This window comes from Sporomusa malonica, assembly GCF_900176355.1.
Classification (GTDB): domain Bacteria; phylum Bacillota; class Negativicutes; order Sporomusales; family Sporomusaceae; genus Sporomusa; species Sporomusa malonica.
This window is the reverse complement of record NZ_FWXI01000009.1, coordinates 64,524-82,027: the sequence shown is the minus strand read 5'-3', so window position 1 is coordinate 82,027 and position 17,504 is coordinate 64,524. Positions and strand designations below refer to the sequence as shown.

Annotated in this window: 14 protein-coding genes; 13 read left to right on the top strand and 1 reads right to left on the bottom strand. The window is 45.9% G+C overall.

Annotation, left to right across the window (positions count from 1 at the left end):
* Positions 1 to 49 precede the first annotated feature (49 nt).
* Positions 50 to 1,456 carry a glucuronate isomerase gene (gene uxaC, locus B9A22_RS12085; RefSeq protein ID WP_084575984.1) on the bottom strand — a complete coding sequence of 469 codons (1,407 nt, stop codon included), beginning with the start codon at positions 1,454 to 1,456 and terminating at the stop codon, positions 50 to 52.
* Positions 1,457 to 1,712: 256 nt separating this feature from the next.
* Between uxaC and rarD the strand changes: the two genes are divergently transcribed.
* The 13 genes from rarD (at position 1,713) to B9A22_RS12020 (ending at position 17,445) form a co-directional block, all read left to right on the top strand.
* Positions 1,713 to 2,651 (top strand): EamA family transporter RarD, encoded by a 939-nt coding sequence (gene rarD / locus B9A22_RS12080; protein ID WP_084575983.1) that lies wholly within the window; start codon positions 1,713 to 1,715, stop codon positions 2,649 to 2,651.
* Between the two features lie 215 nt (positions 2,652 to 2,866).
* Entirely contained in the window at positions 2,867 to 3,175 is a 309-nt protein-coding gene (locus B9A22_RS12075; RefSeq protein ID WP_084575982.1) for a 2Fe-2S ferredoxin, read from the top strand.
* A gap of 224 nt (positions 3,176 to 3,399) precedes the next feature.
* Positions 3,400 to 4,557 (top strand): ABC transporter substrate-binding protein, encoded by a 1,158-nt coding sequence (locus tag B9A22_RS12070; RefSeq protein ID WP_084575981.1) that lies wholly within the window; start codon positions 3,400 to 3,402, stop codon positions 4,555 to 4,557.
* A gap of 71 nt (positions 4,558 to 4,628) precedes the next feature.
* Positions 4,629 to 5,501: a branched-chain amino acid ABC transporter permease gene (locus tag B9A22_RS12065; protein WP_084575980.1), complete on the top strand. Its 873-nt coding sequence runs from the start codon at positions 4,629 to 4,631 to the stop codon at positions 5,499 to 5,501.
* 6 nt (positions 5,502 to 5,507) lie between these two features.
* Positions 5,508 to 6,368: a branched-chain amino acid ABC transporter permease gene (locus B9A22_RS12060; RefSeq protein ID WP_084575979.1), complete on the top strand. Its 861-nt coding sequence runs from the start codon at positions 5,508 to 5,510 to the stop codon at positions 6,366 to 6,368.
* Entirely contained in the window at positions 6,368 to 7,147 is a 780-nt protein-coding gene (locus tag B9A22_RS12055) for an ABC transporter ATP-binding protein (protein WP_084575978.1), read from the top strand. The genes B9A22_RS12060 and B9A22_RS12055 overlap by 1 nt, the downstream gene beginning before the upstream one ends.
* On the top strand, positions 7,098 to 7,841 hold the full coding sequence (locus B9A22_RS12050) for an ABC transporter ATP-binding protein (RefSeq protein WP_217805945.1): 744 nt from the start codon (positions 7,098 to 7,100) through the stop codon (positions 7,839 to 7,841). The genes B9A22_RS12055 and B9A22_RS12050 overlap by 50 nt, the downstream gene beginning before the upstream one ends.
* 20 nt (positions 7,842 to 7,861) lie before the next feature.
* Complete coding sequence (locus B9A22_RS12045; protein ID WP_084575976.1) at positions 7,862 to 8,995, top strand: trans-sulfuration enzyme family protein; 1,134 nt, start codon at positions 7,862 to 7,864, stop codon at positions 8,993 to 8,995.
* 111 nt (positions 8,996 to 9,106) lie between these two features.
* Positions 9,107 to 11,293 carry a DNA topoisomerase III gene (locus B9A22_RS12040; RefSeq protein ID WP_084575975.1) on the top strand — a complete coding sequence of 729 codons (2,187 nt, stop codon included), beginning with the start codon at positions 9,107 to 9,109 and terminating at the stop codon, positions 11,291 to 11,293.
* A gap of 39 nt (positions 11,294 to 11,332) precedes the next feature.
* On the top strand, positions 11,333 to 12,370 hold the full coding sequence (locus B9A22_RS12035; RefSeq protein ID WP_084575974.1) for a glycosyltransferase family 9 protein: 1,038 nt from the start codon (positions 11,333 to 11,335) through the stop codon (positions 12,368 to 12,370).
* A 151-nt stretch (positions 12,371 to 12,521) separates the two neighbouring features.
* The gene (locus B9A22_RS12030) at positions 12,522 to 13,130 is read left to right on the top strand and encodes a TetR/AcrR family transcriptional regulator (RefSeq protein ID WP_084575973.1); all 609 of its coding nucleotides are present in this window, start codon (positions 12,522 to 12,524) and stop codon (positions 13,128 to 13,130) included.
* On the top strand, positions 13,127 to 14,266 hold the full coding sequence (locus B9A22_RS12025) for an efflux RND transporter periplasmic adaptor subunit (protein WP_084575972.1): 1,140 nt from the start codon (positions 13,127 to 13,129) through the stop codon (positions 14,264 to 14,266). Before B9A22_RS12030 ends, B9A22_RS12025 begins: the two co-directional genes overlap by 4 nt.
* Positions 14,267 to 14,277: 11 nt before the next feature.
* Positions 14,278 to 17,445 (top strand): efflux RND transporter permease subunit, encoded by a 3,168-nt coding sequence (locus tag B9A22_RS12020; protein WP_084575971.1) that lies wholly within the window; start codon positions 14,278 to 14,280, stop codon positions 17,443 to 17,445.
* Positions 17,446 to 17,504 lie beyond the last annotated feature (59 nt).

Below are 17,504 nucleotides of genomic sequence, written 5' to 3'. Positions count from 1 at the left end.
CAAGGGGGCGAGTTCAGTCCTTTTTAACTATTCAAAGGAGGGGTAATTATTAAACTTCAATGCCAAAGTAGTTTTTGGCGTTATTAAAGGAGATATTCTGCACAATAGAACCTAGCAATTCGGTATCGTTAGGGAACTCACCTGCTTCAACCCATTCACCAATTAGATTGCAGAGAATCCGGCGGAAATATTCGTGTCTGGTGTAGGAGAGGAAGCTGCGCGAATCAGTTAGCATGCCAACAAACCGGCTCAAAAGGCCCAGATTGGCTAAGGCTACCATTTGCCTGATCATGCCGTCTTTTTGGTCATTAAACCACCATCCTGACCCAAATTGTATTTTGCCAGGAATACCACCGCCCTGAAAACAGCCAATGATGGTCCCTAATACGTCATTGTCGCGAGGGTTTAAGCAATAGAGAATGGTTTTGGGCAGTTCATCAGTGCTTTCCAGTGCGTCAAGAAATTTTGCCAGTGGCTCAGCTATGGTGAAGTCACCGATGGCATCAAAACCAGTGTCAGGGCCAAGCAGTTTCAGCAGGCGGGAGTTGTTATTTCTGATTGTTCCCATGTGGAGCTGCATAGTCCAGCCTAAACGAGCATATTGTTTGCCTAGGAATACCAGGATGGTAGTTTTATATACAGCGATTTCATGGTCAGACAGAGCTTGGCCATTGAGGGCTTTTTTTAGGATTTCGTCAGCCTGATCTTCAGTTCCAGCTGCAAATACAATAGGGTCTAGTGCATGGTCAGAAACCCGGCAGCCTACCTGGTGGAAAAATTCCACACGCTGCGCTAGCGCAGTCTTAATAGCTTTTACAGTTGTAATCTCGGTGCCAGTTACTTGACCTAATTTTGCAAGCCATTCAGCAAACCCGGATTTTTCGATGTTAAAGCTTTTATCAGGGCGAAAGGTAGGCAGCACCTTTACGGTAAAGGAGTTGTCCTTCGCCAGCGTAGTATGATGCTCTAACGAATCTGCCGGGTCATCTGTTGTACAAATAACCTTAACATTAGAACGCTCAATTAGACCACGGGCTGTGAAGTCATCCTGCTGTAGCAGGGCATTGCACTTTTCCCAAATTTCCTCAGCAGTTGCCGGGCAGAGCACCTTATCAATACCAAAGTAGGCTTTTAATTCAAGATGGGTCCAGTGGAAAAGGGGGTTGCCGAGGCACTGCGGCATAGTTTCAGCCCATTTCATAAACTTGTCCTTATCAGGGGCGTCACCTGTTATGTAGCGCTCGTCTACACCGTTACTGCGCAGGGCCCGCCATTTGTAATGGTCGCCGCCTAACCAGACCTCGGTAATATTTCTATATCTCTTGTTTTCAGCAATTTCTTGGGGGTTTAGATGGCAATGGTAGTCAAAAATTGGCATATCTTTGGCATAATTATGATAAAGAGTTTCTGCTGTTTTGTTGGTTAACAAAAAGTTTTCATCCATAAATGGTTTCATAACCGGCCTCCTATTTTGCGTATCATACAATATTATCTTAATCATAATCTGAAATTTCTTTCATGTGTTATTGTATTTTTATAGAAGTTGTTGTGTTTTTTTTAGAATATCAATAGCAGCAGTTGATGCTTGCATTAGGGTGAAAGCTTATTATAATAATGATCCATTTATACCTGTAAAAAATATCGGTGTTGTGATATGCTTAACAGATATACTAGAGCAGTTAGCGACACTATAGAGTAAGGCGGGGGAGTAGTTGAATCTAAGATCAGATCAAGGGAATGAACGGTTGGCAGGAGTGTTATTTGCTGCTGGGGCTTATTTGCTCTGGGGAGTATTACCGATTTACTGGAAGCAATTATCCCAGGTTCCGGCCTACGAGATTTTAGCACACCGCGTTGTTTGGTCGTGCTTATTTATGTTTTGTATTTTGCTCGCAACAAGAGGTTTACGGCAGTTTTTTAAGGAAATGCTGGACATTTGCCGGAACCGCAAAAAACTGTTAGGGCTTGTCATTGCCTCGCTGCTTATTAGCGTCAATTGGCTGATCTATATCTGGGCAGTTAACGAAAACCGGGTTGTTGAAACAAGTCTCGGATACTATATCAATCCGCTAGTTAGTGTCTTATTGGGCATCGTTGTTCTCAAAGAAAGGTTTTCCATGTGGCAAAGTGTATCTTTTGCGCTTGCTGCCATCGGCGTTATTACCATGACGGTAAGCTTTGGCACCATTCCGTGGGTGTCCTTGTCACTGGCAATTAGTTTTGCATTCTATGGCATGTGTAAAAAGATACTAGGTATTGGTGCCGTAACGGCTACCACACTGGAGACTTTAATTGTATCTCCTGTGGCTGTAGCGTATTTGTTATACCTGGCAGGACAGGGCGTTGGCACTTTTAGTCTGAGCGCTTTGCCTACATCTGGGCTATTGATGGGAGCTGGCGCAATGACGGCAACTCCGCTGCTCCTATTTGCCAGTGGTGCAAATCGTCTTCCGCTCAGTCTAATGGGTTTTATCCAATATGTTTCGCCCACAATTGCCTTGGCAATAGGTGTCTTACTATATCATGAGCCTTTTACAACCGTGCATCTTATATCCTTTAGTCTTATCTGGCTGGCATTAGGGGTATTTTCCTTGGCCCGAACCAGGATCTTTGTTAGTGCCGAAGAGTGGATTGCTAAAGCATCATCTTGACATTATGGACATCGTTACCTATAATTAGGATAATAATATATTTAAATTGTGACGCAGAGGTCGCTTTCCATCAAATATGGAAGGCGCCTTATTTTTTTAGTCTACCAGAATTTATATTAAATTCTGTTGACATAAGAACGACTAAGGCTTCTGCCCGCGTCCTGAGGGACTTGGCACAAGCCAAGTCTTTTCTTAAAAAAGAGGAGGAGATCAGTATGAATAAACCAAAAACTCATATCTTTGTCTGTACCAGTTCCCGGCCTAATGGCCAGCAAAAGGGCCATTGCCACACGAAAAATGGTGTGGAAATTATGATGAAGTTTGTAGAAGAGATTGAAGAAAGAGAATTAGGCGGTGAAGTATTCGTAACAAATACCGGATGTTTTGGTATTTGTGAAAAAGGACCTATTGTTGTTGTCTATCCTGATAATATCTGGTACGGTTCTGTATCAGTAAATGATGTTGAAGAGATCATGGAAGAACATATTGAAGGTGGAACGCCGGTAAAAAGGTTAGAGATTTAAAAAAGTAAAGACTTTACTATGCAAAACTCTGGTTATTGTTGACATTGATAAGAAAATTATGTAAAATTTAAAAAACACATGTAATATTGTAAATTCTTAAAAAAGGAAGCCTATTTAGATTTGATTCTAAATAGGCTTTATTAAAGGAGAGGTTGCGGCGAAAGGAGGACATAATCACTGTAATACATAATAAAAGGTATATAATACTATGAGGGGGAGTTTACATGAGGATGAGATGGTTAGCCCTAGTTATGTTGGCGGTTTTTACAATAGTGGTTACTGGCTGCGGCGGGGCTGGTGACGCCAATGTAATCAAGATCGGTAATGCTGTAGCTTTAACTGGCGATAACTCAACTTGGGGGCAAGCTGAGAAAAACGCTTTAGAGATGGAAATCGAAAAGATTAATGCCAAAGGCGGCGTATTAGGTAAAAAGCTGCAGCTGGTGGCTTATGATACCCGTGCAGATGCTACCGAAGGCGTGAACGTAACCAAAAGACTGGTCAGTGACAAAGTTGTGGGAATCATCGGACCAGGCCAGAGTGGAGTGGCTATTGCCATGAGCTCGGTTCTTGAACCGGCCAAAGTACCATTCATTGCAACCTCTGCGACCAACCCTAAAGTTACTGTTGATGACAAGACTAATAAGGTCAGAAAGTACGCTTTCCGTACATGTTTCATTGACCCGTTCCAGGGGACGGTAGCAGCTCAGTTTGCTGCTAAAGACCTGAAGGCCAAGACAGCAGCCATTGTGTATGATGTAGGCTCTGATTATTCGGCTTGGTTGGGTAAGTATTTTACTGCTGAATTTGAGAAACAAGGTGGTAAAATCGTTGCAAATGAGGCTTTCCGTTCAGGCGAGCTTGACTACCGCGCCATTTTAGGCAAGATCAAGGGAACTAATCCTGAAGTTATCTTTATTCCTACAATGCAAAAAGAAGCTGCGCTGGTTATGAAGCAGGCGGCTGACCTTGGTATCCAGACTAAGTTTGTCGGCGGCGATGGTTGGGGCAGTCCTGACTTAATTACACTAGGCGGCTCGGCGGTAAACGGATCCTACTTTGTAAACCTAGCCAGTATGGATGACCCTGATATCCAAAACTTCATCAAAGAATACCAGACAAAATTCAAGGCCGACCCCATTATGCCTAATCCGGTTATGGCTATTGATGCTTTGTATGCTTTGATTGATGCTATGAATAAAACCAACAGCACAGATCCAGCTAAGATCGCTGAACAACTGGAGAAAACCAAAGACCTCCAGGTGCTAAGTGGTAAACTGACAATTGATCCTACTACTCATGATCCATTAAATAAGCCGGCCATTATTCAGGAAGTAAAAGACGGCAAGTTTGTCTTTAAATCCAAATTTGTCACCCAGTAACTTTGCGTGTAGGACGGCGCGGGATTTTTATATCCTCCGCCGTCCTTAAATACTTAAGGAGATGGCGCATAATGTTAGTTCAAACACTGGTCACAGGCCTCGCTATCGGCGGTATCTATGCACTTATGGCAGTCGGCTACTCCCTGGTATTCAGTATTTTAAATTTTAGTAACTTTGCCTATGGTTCGATTATTATGCTTGGGGCCTATATTGGCTATTATCTCTTAATGGAAATGGGCATGCCGATATATTTAGCGATTTTTGGTTCTATTGTCGGTGCTGCCTTTTTATGTTTAGCGAATGAACGGTTGGCTTATAGTACGCTGCGCAAGCGTAATGCACCTTCACTCTATTTCATGATAAGCGCTATGGGAACATCTATCTTTTTGGAAAATTTTGTTTATGCTACTATTGGCTCAAGATTTTATGCATTTCCTGAAGTGCTTACTCAGCAGAATATTAGCTTTGGCGGGGTATCAATAGGGATGCTGGATGTATTTGCTATTGTATTTTCCTTTACGGCAATATATGCCTTGCATTATTTTTTGCAAAACAGCAGAACAGGCATTGCGATCAGGGCAGCCTCTTATGACATGCAGGTTAGCCAGTTAAATGGTGTTAATATCGCTAAAACCATTGGCTGGGTATTTCTTTTGGCTGGGGCGCTGGCCGGTATCTCGGGTATGTTTTTAGGCATGAAATATATGGTCTACCCCACTATGGGGTGGATTACTAATAAAGCCTATATTGCCGCCGTTATCGGCGGACTGGGTAGCTTGCCAGGGGCGGTAGTCGGCGGACTGCTCCTTGGGGTTTTAGAGACTTTTGTCTCGGCCTATGTATCCTCTGTTGTCCGTGATGTATTCAGCTTTTCTCTACTGGTTATTCTGCTGTTAGTTTTGCCGACAGGCCTTTTTGGCAAATTTCTTGAGGAAAAGGTATAGCAGACGATGGCAGAATATATTAGCGGAGTTATTACTTTTAGTTTAATTTATGTCATTGCCACCGTTGGTCTGGCTATCTTTACTGGCTTTACCGGCTTATTTTCACTGGGGCATGCCGCTTTTTTTGCTGTTGGCGCGTACACCGCAAGTATCCTGACTTATTTTTATGATGTAAACTATTATCTGGCGTTAGTGGCAGGGACAGCCATGGCGGCAGTGGTTGGTGTCATCATCGGCTATCCTACACTCCGGGCCAAGCTGCGGAGTGATTACTTCGCCATTGCCACACTGGGATTTGGCGAAGCCATACGCGTACTCTTGGAAAACCTTGAGATTACCCAAGGAGCGCGTGGACTGCCTGGTATTGCCAATGAGACGACGTTAACTGTCGTTGTGGTTGCTACCATTCTTGTTATCTGGGTGGCCCGGAATTTTGTCTACTCACGGTACGGGCGGGCTGCCATTGCTGTGAGGGAGGACTTTGTTGCTGCTGAAATGATGGGGATTAACCTGTTTCAAGTCCGGATGCTCTCATTGGTGTTTAGTGCTATGACCTCAGGTTTGGCCGGAGGTCTATTTGCTCATTATGTTACCTTTATACAGCCAGGCATGTTCACCGCTTATTTGTCTACCCAGTTAACAGCAAGTGTTGTTGCGGGTGGCATGGGCAGTATTACTGGGCCGGTTATCGCAGCAGTATTGTTTGTTGCTATCCCAGAGGCGCTTAGAGTAGCCAGCATGTGGCGTCTTGTAGCCTACGGCTTCTTACTTGTAGCTATTATGGTATTTAGACCGCAAGGGCTGTTTGGTTATAAAGAAATTTCACTGAACAGTATTCGCCGCTTGTTTAGAAAAGAGGTGGCCTAATGAATCTTTTGGAATTAAAGTCTGTAACCAAGGCATTTGGCGGAATCATGGCCTGCAGGGATGTTAGTTTTGCCACTAAGCAAGGACAAATCATGGGACTGATTGGGCCTAACGGTGCGGGTAAAACAACCATGTTCAATCTGATTACCGGCGTGTATGCGCCTACCAGCGGCAGTATCCTCTTTGAGGGGCAGGAGCTTGTCGGTAGGGGACCAGACGGCATTGTGGCTCAGGGGGTTGCCCGTACTTTTCAAAACATCCGTCTGTTTCGTAATCTATCTGTACTAGACAATGTTTGTATAGCCGTTGATAAGCATGTGGATTATTCATTTGCGGCAGCTTTGCTAAGGCTGCCCAGTATCCTTAAACGCGAGCAGGAAATTCGTGATCTGGCATTAGAATATCTGACAGAGGTAGGTCTTGCTGATAAGGCAAACGTCAGGGCTGACAGCCTGCCTTACGGGCTGCAGCGTAAACTGGAGATTGCCCGGGCACTGGCATTGAAGCCTAAGCTGTTATTGTTAGACGAGCCGGCAGCAGGCATGAACCCTGAGGAGTCGCTCGATTTAGCTAAGCTAATCCGTCGCATTCATCAGCGATATAACCTGACAATTCTACTGATCGAACACCATATGGATGTGGTTATGGAACTCTGTGATACCATCTTTGTCCTCAATTTTGGCTTGAAACTGGCAGAGGGAACAGCACAGGACATTCAAAGTAATCCCGATGTGCTTAGGGCTTATCTTGGGGAGGGGTATAAACGTGTTAGAAGTTAGCAGCCTTAATGTGAAATATGGTCAAATCCATGCTCTCCGCGATGTAAGCCTGTCTGTAGCTGCTGGCCGGATTGTAGCTGTTATTGGTGCGAACGGTGCCGGTAAATCTACGCTGATGATGACCTTGGCAGGACTACTTGAGCCAGCCAGCGGCAAAATAGCTTACGAAGGCCAGCCCCTATCTAATAAAGCATATGAAGTTGTGGGGCAAGGTGTATGTCTAGTGCCAGAGAGACGGCGACTATATGCCAACCTTACTGTAAAAGAGAATCTGTTGATGGGTGCTTTTCTCAGAAAGGACAAAGACGGTATACTGGCTGATCTGGAAAAGATGTATCAACTCTTCCCGATAATGAAGGAGCGCCTCAAACAATATGCTGGTACATTAAGCGGCGGTGAGCAGCAGATAGTGGCTATTGCCAGAGGGCTGATGTCCCGGCCTCGGCTGCTGCTCTTAGATGAGCCGTCGCTGGGATTGGCGCCGCTGATGGTAGCTAATATGTTTCAGGTCATCCGGGATATTCGTGCCCAGGGAACCACGATATTGCTGGCAGAGCAAAATGCATTTGAGGCGCTGGAGATGGCTGATGATGCTTTTGTTCTTGAGACAGGCCGGGTCATCCTGTCAGGCTCTGGCAAAGACTTGATTGACGATCCGTTGGTGAAAAAAGCATATTTGGGAATTAATCATTAATGAGTATGGGAGGCAGCAGCATGCATATTGATACATTACTTATTCATGGGGATGAAGGGGATCGTACTACTGGCTCGGCCAGCACACCTATATACCAGGCTTCAACCTTTAGACAGCATACTGTCGGTCAGGAAGGCGGCTATCAATATTCCCGGGGAAATAATCCTACCAGGCACGCCTTGGAAAAACAAATGGCTCTCCTGGAAGGCGGCTGCCGCGGTTTTGCTTTTGGTTCAGGCATGGCGGCAACTACGGCAGTTTTTAATCTATTCAAAACCGGTGATCATATCGTAGCCAGCCGGAATCTATACGGCGGTACTTCACGGGTACTTGACAAGATTTTTAGCCGGTTTGGGCTTGCCGTCACTTATGTTGACTTTGGCAGCATCACGGATATTGCTGCCGCTATTACTCCGGCTACTAAAGCCTTGGTTATTGAAACACCTTCCAACCCTACCCTGATGGTAACCGATATCAAAGGTGTAGCAGCTTTGGCCCAGGAGCGCGGATTGCTGACTATTGCTGATAATACCTTTATGTCGCCTTATCTACAGCGGCCACTTGACCTTGGGGTAGATATCGTTGTGCATAGCGCCACTAAGTTTATTGGGGGACACAGTGATGTGTTAGCTGGGGTCGTGGTAGTAAAAGATGGTAAATTGGCAGAAGAACTTCACTTTGTGCAAAACTCTACCGGCGGTGTACTGGGGCCGTTTGACTCCTGGTTGCTGCTCCGTGGTTTAAAGACCTTAGGACTGCGCATGGATCGGCAGTCCCATAATGCTGGCGTGTTAGCCTCCTGGCTGCGTGACCGGCCTGAGGTTCAAAAAGTATATTATCTTGGTTTTGAGGACCACCCTGGCTATGAGCTGCACAAAAGCCAGGCCCGGGGTACAGGCAACGTCGTTTCCTTTGACGTTGGTGACGCCGACTTGGCTCGCAGTATTTTGAGCAAACTCGAATTGTGTATGTTAGCCGATAGTCTTGGCGGGGTTGAGTCCATGGTTAACCTGCCTGATATCATGTCACATGGCTCGGTGCCGGCAGAGCGGAAGCTGCGCATGGGTGTTACGCCCAGCCTCATTCGCCTGTCAGTAGGTATTGAAGACCCGGCTGATATTATCGCTGATTTAGAGCAGGCTATGAGCCGGTAAGTTGATCGAACTGCCAGTGGGAGATTTCCCCTGGCAGTTTTTCTATGTATTTGAAATTTGCCAGATAACGGGTATAATAGTAGCTATATTATTTTTTAGCGAGGTTTCATAATGAGCAAAACATTGGTACTAGCCGAAAAGCCTTCTGTTGGGCGTGACTTAGCCCGGGTACTCCAGTGCAATGTCAAAGGCAATGGCTATCTTGAAGGGCAAAAATACATCGTTACCTGGGCGCTGGGGCATTTGGTGACACTGGCCGACCCTGAAGCCTATGACGAAAAATATAAAGCATGGCGTCTGGAAGACCTGCCCATGCTGCCGCAAGAGCTTAAACTTGTTGTAATTAAGCAAACAGGCAAACAGTTTGCCGCAGTTAAAGAGCAGCTTAGCCGCAAAGATGTCAGTGAGGTCGTTATTGCGACAGATGCCGGGCGTGAAGGCGAACTGGTTGCCCGCTGGATACTGGAAAAAGCGCATATCAACAAGCCTGTAAAACGTCTCTGGATTTCCTCAGTCACCGATAAAGCTATTCGAGACGGTTTTAGCAGCTTAAGACCTGGAAGGGAGTATGAAAACCTATACGCCTCGGCAGTGGCCCGTTCAGAATCTGACTGGCTTGTCGGCATTAATGCTACCAGGGCGTTGACTACCAAGTATAATGCCCAACTCTCCTGTGGACGCGTGCAGACCCCGACGCTGGCCATCATTGCTGCTCGGGAAGATGAAATAAGAAACTTTCAACCCCGGACCTACTATGGCATTACGGCAGCAGCCGATCGCCTGAAATTAACCTGGCAGGACAGCAAAACCAAAGAGAATAAGACCTTTGACAAAGCTGTCTGTGATAAAATAATCGCTACTGTAACTGGAAAAAAGGCTGAAGTGATTGACGTGCATAAGGTCAGCAAAAAAAGCTTCGCTCCTGCCCTATACGATCTAACCGAGCTGCAGCGTGATGCCAATAAGATTTTTGGATTTTCGGCCAAAGAGACATTGTCAATCATGCAGAAGCTATATGAAACTCATAAAGCCCTGACGTATCCGCGCACTGATTCGCGGTTTATCTCTACCGATATCGTTGAGACACTCAAAGACAGGGTGAAGGCTTGCGATACCGGTTTCTATCCCAAGCAAATTCTTAGAATACTAAAAGGCCCGATAAAGGCTAATAGCCATTTTGTTGATAATAGTAAGGTGTCTGATCACCATGCCATTATCCCTACCGAGCAGCCTGTTGTACTGAATTCGTTAACAGATAAAGAAAAGAAAATATACGATTTAGTCATTAAGCGGTTCTTGGCTGTCCTTTCTCCGCCTTTTGAATATGAAGAGACCTCAGTCAAGGCACAAATAGGCAATGAACTCTTTGTTGCTAAAGGCAAGACCGTGATTGCCCTTGGTTGGAAAGAACTATATAATAACTATTCGGATGACGAGGAAGCAGCTGATGGCATTGCTGAACAGACGCTTCCCATCCTAAATAAAGGCGACGTCTTACCGGTAATGGCTATTTCGATGACCAAAGGTGAGACTAAGCCGCCTGCTCCCCTTAATGAAGCAAGCTTATTATCAGCCATGGAGAACCCAGCAAAATATATGTCAGGCGAGAGCCAGGCGCTTAAACAAATTATCGGCCAAACAGGCGGTTTGGGTACAGTAGCCACCAGGGCTGATATTATCGAAAAGCTGTTTAGTAGTTTTGTTATTGAAAAAAAGGGTAAAGATATCTTTATCACTTCCAAAGGCAAGCAACTGTTAGAACTAGCACCCTCTGATCTGAAGTCGCCGGCTTTAACCGCTGAATGGGAACAGAAGCTGAGTGCTATTGCCAAAGGACAGCTAAAAAAGCAGGCCTTTATCGCTGAAATCAAAGAGTATGCCAAAACAATTATTGCCGAAATAAAAAACAGTCAGGAACAATTTAAACACGACAATATGACTCGCACCCGTTGCCCGGAATGTGGTAAATATTTGCTTGAGGTTAACGGCAAAAGAGGCAAGTCGCTTGTTTGTCAAGATCGCGAATGCGGCTACCGGAAAAACGTTGCCCAGGTAACCAATGCCAGATGTCCCAACTGCCACAAGAAGCTAGAACTGCGCGGTGAGGGGGACGCACGAGCGTTTGCCTGCGGCTGTGGCTACAGGGAAAAGCTTGCTGTCTTTAACGAACGGAAAAAGAAAGAGGGTGACACCAAGATTTCCAAGAAAGATGTGTCACGCTATCTCAAAGAGCAGCAAGAGGATAAACCAATAAATAACGCGCTCGCTGAAGCGCTGGCCAAGCTTAAGCTGAAGTAAACCGTATAAATCCCTAACAGGCCAAAGGCAGGTGGTTTCGTGAGTAAAGAGATACTAATTATCAGGCTGAGTTCTATTGGTGATGTCATTCACTGTACACCTGTAGCTGGGGCCCTTAAGGCCGCTTGGCCGGATTGTAGAATTACCTGGCTTGTCGGAGAGGTTTGTGCTGACCTCATAAAATATAATCCCTCTGTTGATGAGACTATGATCTGGCCGCGCGAACGCTTTGACAAACATTTGCGAGCCTATGAATTTAAGCAAGCCTTAGCCTTGTGGCGCAGTTTACAAAATGATTTAGCAGCAAGAGAGTTTTATGCGGCACTAGATATTCATGGACTCTTCCTTACTGGGATGATTACTCGCCAAGTAAGAACCGGGCAGCGTATCGGCATGAGTGAGGCCAGGGAGTTAAATCCGCTGTTTATGAGCCAGACGGCCAAACCACTTGGGCCGCATATTACTCAGCGGTATCTTAGTGTATTAAAGCCTCTTGGCATTACGCCGGCTGATCAGCACATGACGCTTGTCATCCCGGCAGAGGCTGAACAGTTTGCTGAGAACTATATCAAGGCACAAGGCATTATTACCCCGCCAGATAAAATAGCAGTTTTAGTTCCAGGAACAACGTGGCCGGCCAAGAATTGGCCGCCTGAGCTTTTTGCCAGAACGGCAGAGCTGTTAGCCAAAGACTTTAAGATCATTCTGTGCGGTGGAAAGGCTGAATTGCCGATGGGGTGCGAGATAGAGGCAAAGGCAGGCGTATCAGTGAACAATGCTATAGGGCAAACCAGTCTTTTGGAGATGGCTGGTATTCTTAGCAAGGCCGCGGTTGTAGTTGCAGGGGACACAGGGCCGCTCTATATGGCCGCTGCCTTGGCAACCCCAACAGTTACCCTATTTGGTCCGACTAATCCTGAGACCTATGCGCCTCCGGGAAAACAGCATGCTATAGTGGTTACTAAACGTGATTGCGGGTTTTGTCATAAGACCAAATGCCGGTATGGGACAAACGAGTGCATGAATAGTATTAAGCCAGAGGCAGTTGTTGAGCAGGTTTATAATTTAGTGAGATGAATATTTGGCCAATGCTCTCAATAACTGAATGGTTACAGAGCATTTTTTTTGGATTTTTGTGGTAGACAAATAAAGCTGCTATGCAATATAATTAAATGAGCATTTAAAATGCGGATTTAATTATGGCTATTTAGATTACAGGGGGGATAGATTGAAAGTAAAAGTAGCCACAGAAAAACCTACGGTAAATAAAATTATCGAAGCGTCGATTCCTTTATTTGCCACTAAGGGGATTGACGCTGTTTCGGTAAAAGAACTGGCTGAAGCGGCTGGCGTAAACGTTGCTCTAATCTCTTATTATTTTGGCGGCAAAGAAAACCTATATGCTTTTGTATTGGAAAGCCAATTGGCCGTTCTAGGGGATGCCATTGAGATCATTCGCAGGGAAGAGATTTCGCCGGTAATGAAGATTAGGCGGCTTGCCGATACCATGGTTATCGTACATAAAGCCAATCCTTATATTGATCGGCTACTTTATAGCGAAGTCATAAAGCCAACAAAATGCTTTGATACTGTTGTGAAAAAAGCAGCCTCCGGTCTGCAGCAATTTTTACGAGATTGTATTAGAGAGGCAATAGCCGCGGGGCAATTCCGGTCAGATATTGACCCGGATTTTGCGGCCATTTCGCTAATCCGGATATTAAATCTATCGTTTATCTCCAAACATCTTTGTCAGGGGATGTTACCTGACAGAGAGGATTTGGCGGAATTTTATGTAGCTCAATCACTGGAAATTTATTTAAAAGGAGTAATCAAATGAGGAGAATAAGTTACTTTGTTATAATTGCTGCAGCTCTGGCAGTATTGGCAGCTGGCTGTGGCAATAAGCCAGCTATGCAGCAGGGGCCGCAAACGGTAGAAGTTAAAGCAATGCAAGTTATCCAGAAAGATACCCCGGTTACTCATGAATTTGTCGGGCAAGTCCAGGCAAAAAATGAGGTTCAGATCAGAGCACGAGTAGCCGGTAATATTGTTGCCAAAATGGTCGCAGGCGGTGCTACGGTTACGGAGGGGCAGCCCTTATTTCAGATTGACCGGCGCCAGTATGAGTCGGTGCTCTTGACAGCAAAGGCGCAGCTCGCACAATCAGAGGCTGTCCTAAGCAATTCGCGCCTAGACAGCAACAGGTATAGAACACTTGCAAGTCAACAGGCTATCGCCCAGCAGAATCTAGATACCCAATTGGCCGTTGAACAGCAAAATGCTGCTGCTGTGGATGTCAATCGCGCCAGAGTGAAGCAAGCCGAGGATGACCTTGCAGATACGCTCATAGTAGCGCCGTTTAGTGGTCGGATTGATGTCAATGAGTTGAGCGTTGGTGGTTTTGTTCAGTCTGGATCAACAGTACTAGCTACAATCTCTTCGGTTGATCCCGTATTTGTTCAATTTAACATGAGTGAAACCGAATACCTAAAATTCAGCAAGCTGGGGGCCACCCCTGCCGATTGGGGAAAGAACCTTAAGCTCACCCTAAGCGATGGCTCTGAGTACCCGCTGTCAGGTGAGGTAGAGCAAGTTGATAGAGGATTGGCGCAAAATACAGGTACGCTTACATTGAAGGCGACTTTTAATAACCCGAATAAGCTTCTTGTTCCTGGTATGTTTGCCCGGATAGTTGCCCAAGGTGAGATGCGTAAGGGGGCACTCTTAATTCCTCAGAGGGCTGTGCAGCAGCTCTTGGATAAGACCTTTGTTACTGTAGTGGCAGAAGGCGATAAAGCTGAAACACGGCCAGTTAAACTAGGAGTCAGAATTGGCAGCCTGTGGATGGTAGAAGAAGGGCTCAACGCCAATGACCGTATTGTCGTTGAGGGCTCACTTAAACTTCAGCCAGGAACGTCCTTAAAAGTAGTAATGATCGGACTTAATGATTTACAAACGCAAGCTAAGCAATAGGAGGTGTTCCGGTGGCTAAGTTTTTTATTGATAGGCCTATTTTTGCGATCGTACTATCGATCCTAATTACAGTGGGCGGCTTAATCTCGGCCTTTAACCTGCCGATTGCTCAATATCCGCAAATTACACCGCCACAAATTAGTGTAAGCACTAATTACCGCGGGGCCAATGCCGATGTTGTTGAGCAGTCTATCGCCCAAGTTATTGAACAGCAGATCAACGGTGTGGAAAACATGGTATCCATGCAGTCGACTAGCTCAGATTCGGGTGCATATTCATTAAATATTCAGTTTGAGTTAGGTAAAGATGCTGACCTGGCATCTGTGCAATCTCAAAATAGGGTGGCTCAGGCTAACCCGTCATTACCCCAGGAAGTACAAGAGTCAGGAGTGACGACCCTTAAGTCAGCCCAGGATATGGCTCTGATTTTTGCATTATGGTCGCCTAAGGGAACCTATGACAACGCTTTTCTAAAAAATTATGGCAGTATCTATCTTGTCGAAGAATTAAAGCGCGTCAAGGGCATAGGTAGCATTCGGGAATTTGGTTCCGATTACGGTATGCGAATTTGGTTGCAACCTGATAAAATGGCGCAGCTAGGGATTACGACCACTGATATTTCTAGCGCTATTAGTAAGCAAAACATTCAGGCTCCAGCCGGAACAATCGGCCAGCAACCCTCAACAAGTGAACAGGAATTTCAGTATTCTGCCAGAGTAAAAGGTCGTTTGGTAGAGCCGGAAGAATTTGAAAAAATCATTATTCGCGCTCATTCTGATGGTTCGTTTGTCCGCCTAAAAGATGTGGCCAAGGTTGAACTTGGCAGTAGGGATTACTCATTTAGCACAGATATGAATGGTCATCAGGCAGTAGGTTTTGCCATTCAGCTAAGTAGTGACGCCAATGCTTTGGAGACAATTACAGCAGCCCAAAAAGTAATTGAAGACGCATCTAAACGCTTTCCACCTGATTTAGAGTATCGAACCATTGTTGATAATACACGTTTTGTGCGAGAGTCAATGAGCGAGGTGGCTAAAACCTTTGCGGAGGCCTTGGCTCTGGTTACCTTGGTTGTATTTATATTCTTGCAGAGCTGGCGTGCGACCCTTATCCCTATGCTGGCTATTCCGGTATCGCTTATCGGGACATTTGGTGCATTTTTAATTTTGGGGTTCTCGATCAATACCCTAACACTCTTTGCCATGGTATTGGCCATTGGTCTGGTCGTTGACGATGCTATCGTTGTTATTGAGGCAGTAGAGCACCATATGCGATATGGGCGTCTCAGCCCACTGGACGCTACCAAAAAAGCTATGAGCGAGGTATCAGGCCCAGTTATTGCCATTGCCTTTGTTTTGGCTTCCGTGTTCCTGCCTGTAGCCTTTTTCGGCGGAACAATGGGGGTTCTGTATAAGCAATTTGCTTTGACTGTCGCTGTGTCGGTTGGCCTTTCAGCCATTGTGGCTCTGTCACTCACTCCGGCGCTCTGCCGTTTACTGCTTAAGCCTTATGATCCTGATGCTCATGGCGGCTGGCTTGGCAGATTCTTTGATAAGTTCAATATCTGGTTTGAAAAAACCGTGGAAGGATATGGCGGCAGGGTTGGTAAACTCATTAGGAAAGCCCCTTTAGCTGTGGCGCTTTTAGCTGTTGTCATTATTCTGGCCGGTGCTCTGTACCGGGTTGTACCATCGTCCTTTGTGCCTGCTGAAGATCAGGGCTACTATATCACTGCAATTAATCTGCCTGAAGCAGCCAGCATGAATCGTACCCGTGCTGTGGCCAATAAATTGGCAGACGAGATTCGAAGCCAGCCGGGTGTAGCAAATACCTTTGTCGTAACTGGCTTTGACCTCCTGGGCGGAGGCGGCAACAAACCTAACGCGGCAGTCGTATTTACTGGGTTAACGCCGTGGTCAGAACGGGAAACCCCTGCGCTGCAGGTAGGTGCTCAAATCATGAATGTTATGAGAAACAGTAGTCATCTACCTGAGGCAACAGTAATTTCGCTTAATCCTCCTTCTTTGCCTGGACTTGGTATGGTCGGCGGCTTTACCATGATGCTGCAAGATAAGGGTGGTAAGTCAATTGAAGAGATGGATGGCGTAGCTAAGCAATTTATCGGCGCTGCTCGTAAGCGTCCTGAGATTGGCATGATTTATACTACCTTCCGGAGCGACACCCCAGGGTACCGCTTTGATGTGGATCGGGAGAAAGCTGAGAAACTAGGGATTCCTGTAAATGATGTGTTCAATGCATTGCAGACTTTTCTCGGTGGAATGCAGGTTAATGACTTTAATCAATTCGGTCGTACCTATAAAGTCGTTATGCAGGCAGAACCGCAGTTTCGTAATGATGTTGATGCGACCCGTTTCTTTTTCTTGCGTAGTTCAAGCGGAACTATGGTGCCGCTCAATACTCTGGTCAAGCCTGAACCGGTTAATGGGCCACCAACAATAAAACGGTTTAACGGAGCACGGGCTATTCAAATAAATGGCAGTCCAGCCCCTGGCTATAGCTCAGGTCAGGCGTTGACTGCTTTAGAAGAGGTGGCTGCCCAAACACTTCCTACTGGTTTTGGCTACGAATGGATTGATCAGAGCCGGGAAGAAAAAGTATCAGGCGGCAAAGCGCCTATGGTGTTTGGTCTTGCCTTGCTGTTTGTATTTTTGTGTTTGGCTGCGTTATATGAAAGCTGGAGTGTTCCATTCGCCGTACTACTCTGCGTGCCTACCGGTGTGTTTGGTGCTTTTCTGTTCCAATATGCCCGCAATCTAGAAAATAGTGTGTATATGCAAATCGGTTTGGTTATGCTCATTGGTCTGGCAGCCAAGAATGCCATTCTGATCGTAGAATTTGCCAAGGTCAGGGTAGAGCGAGGTATGGACCCAGTTCATGCAGCCGTTGAGGCTGCCAAGCTGCGGCTCAGAGCCATTATCATGACCTCGCTGGCCTTTATTATCGGTTGCGTGCCGCTCGTCGTTGCCACTGGTGCTGGTGCTGGTGCCCGTAATGCCATGGGGACAGCGGTAGTCGGTGGTATGGTCATGGCGACAACAATGGGGATATTCATGATTCCTGTCCTTTATGTTGTTGTCGTGAAGCTTACTCAGAAGCTACGTAGACTTCGACAAGGAACAAAAAAACAGGAGCCTAGCAAAATATCAGATATAGCCTAAGAAAAGACGAAGGCGGTGCTGCTCATTAAAGCAGCGCCGCCTTTAATATCTTTAGGGTT

Coding starts and splice junctions, on each gene's coding strand:
- B9A22_RS12055 (WP_084575978.1), top strand. CDS start 6,368: ATGAATCTTTTGGAATTAAAGTCTGTAACCAAGGCATTTGGCGGAATC.
- B9A22_RS12065 (WP_084575980.1), top strand. CDS start 4,629: ATGTTAGTTCAAACACTGGTCACAGGCCTCGCTATCGGCGGTATCTAT.
- B9A22_RS12050 (WP_217805945.1), top strand. CDS start 7,098: ATGTGCTTAGGGCTTATCTTGGGGAGGGGTATAAACGTGTTAGAAGTT.
- uxaC (WP_084575984.1), bottom strand. CDS start 1,456: ATGAAACCATTTATGGATGAAAACTTTTTGTTAACCAACAAAACAGCA.
- B9A22_RS12025 (WP_084575972.1), top strand. CDS start 13,127: ATGAGGAGAATAAGTTACTTTGTTATAATTGCTGCAGCTCTGGCAGTA.
- B9A22_RS12070 (WP_084575981.1), top strand. CDS start 3,400: ATGAGGATGAGATGGTTAGCCCTAGTTATGTTGGCGGTTTTTACAATA.
- B9A22_RS12060 (WP_084575979.1), top strand. CDS start 5,508: ATGGCAGAATATATTAGCGGAGTTATTACTTTTAGTTTAATTTATGTC.
- B9A22_RS12040 (WP_084575975.1), top strand. CDS start 9,107: ATGAGCAAAACATTGGTACTAGCCGAAAAGCCTTCTGTTGGGCGTGAC.
- B9A22_RS12075 (WP_084575982.1), top strand. CDS start 2,867: ATGAATAAACCAAAAACTCATATCTTTGTCTGTACCAGTTCCCGGCCT.
- B9A22_RS12045 (WP_084575976.1), top strand. CDS start 7,862: ATGCATATTGATACATTACTTATTCATGGGGATGAAGGGGATCGTACT.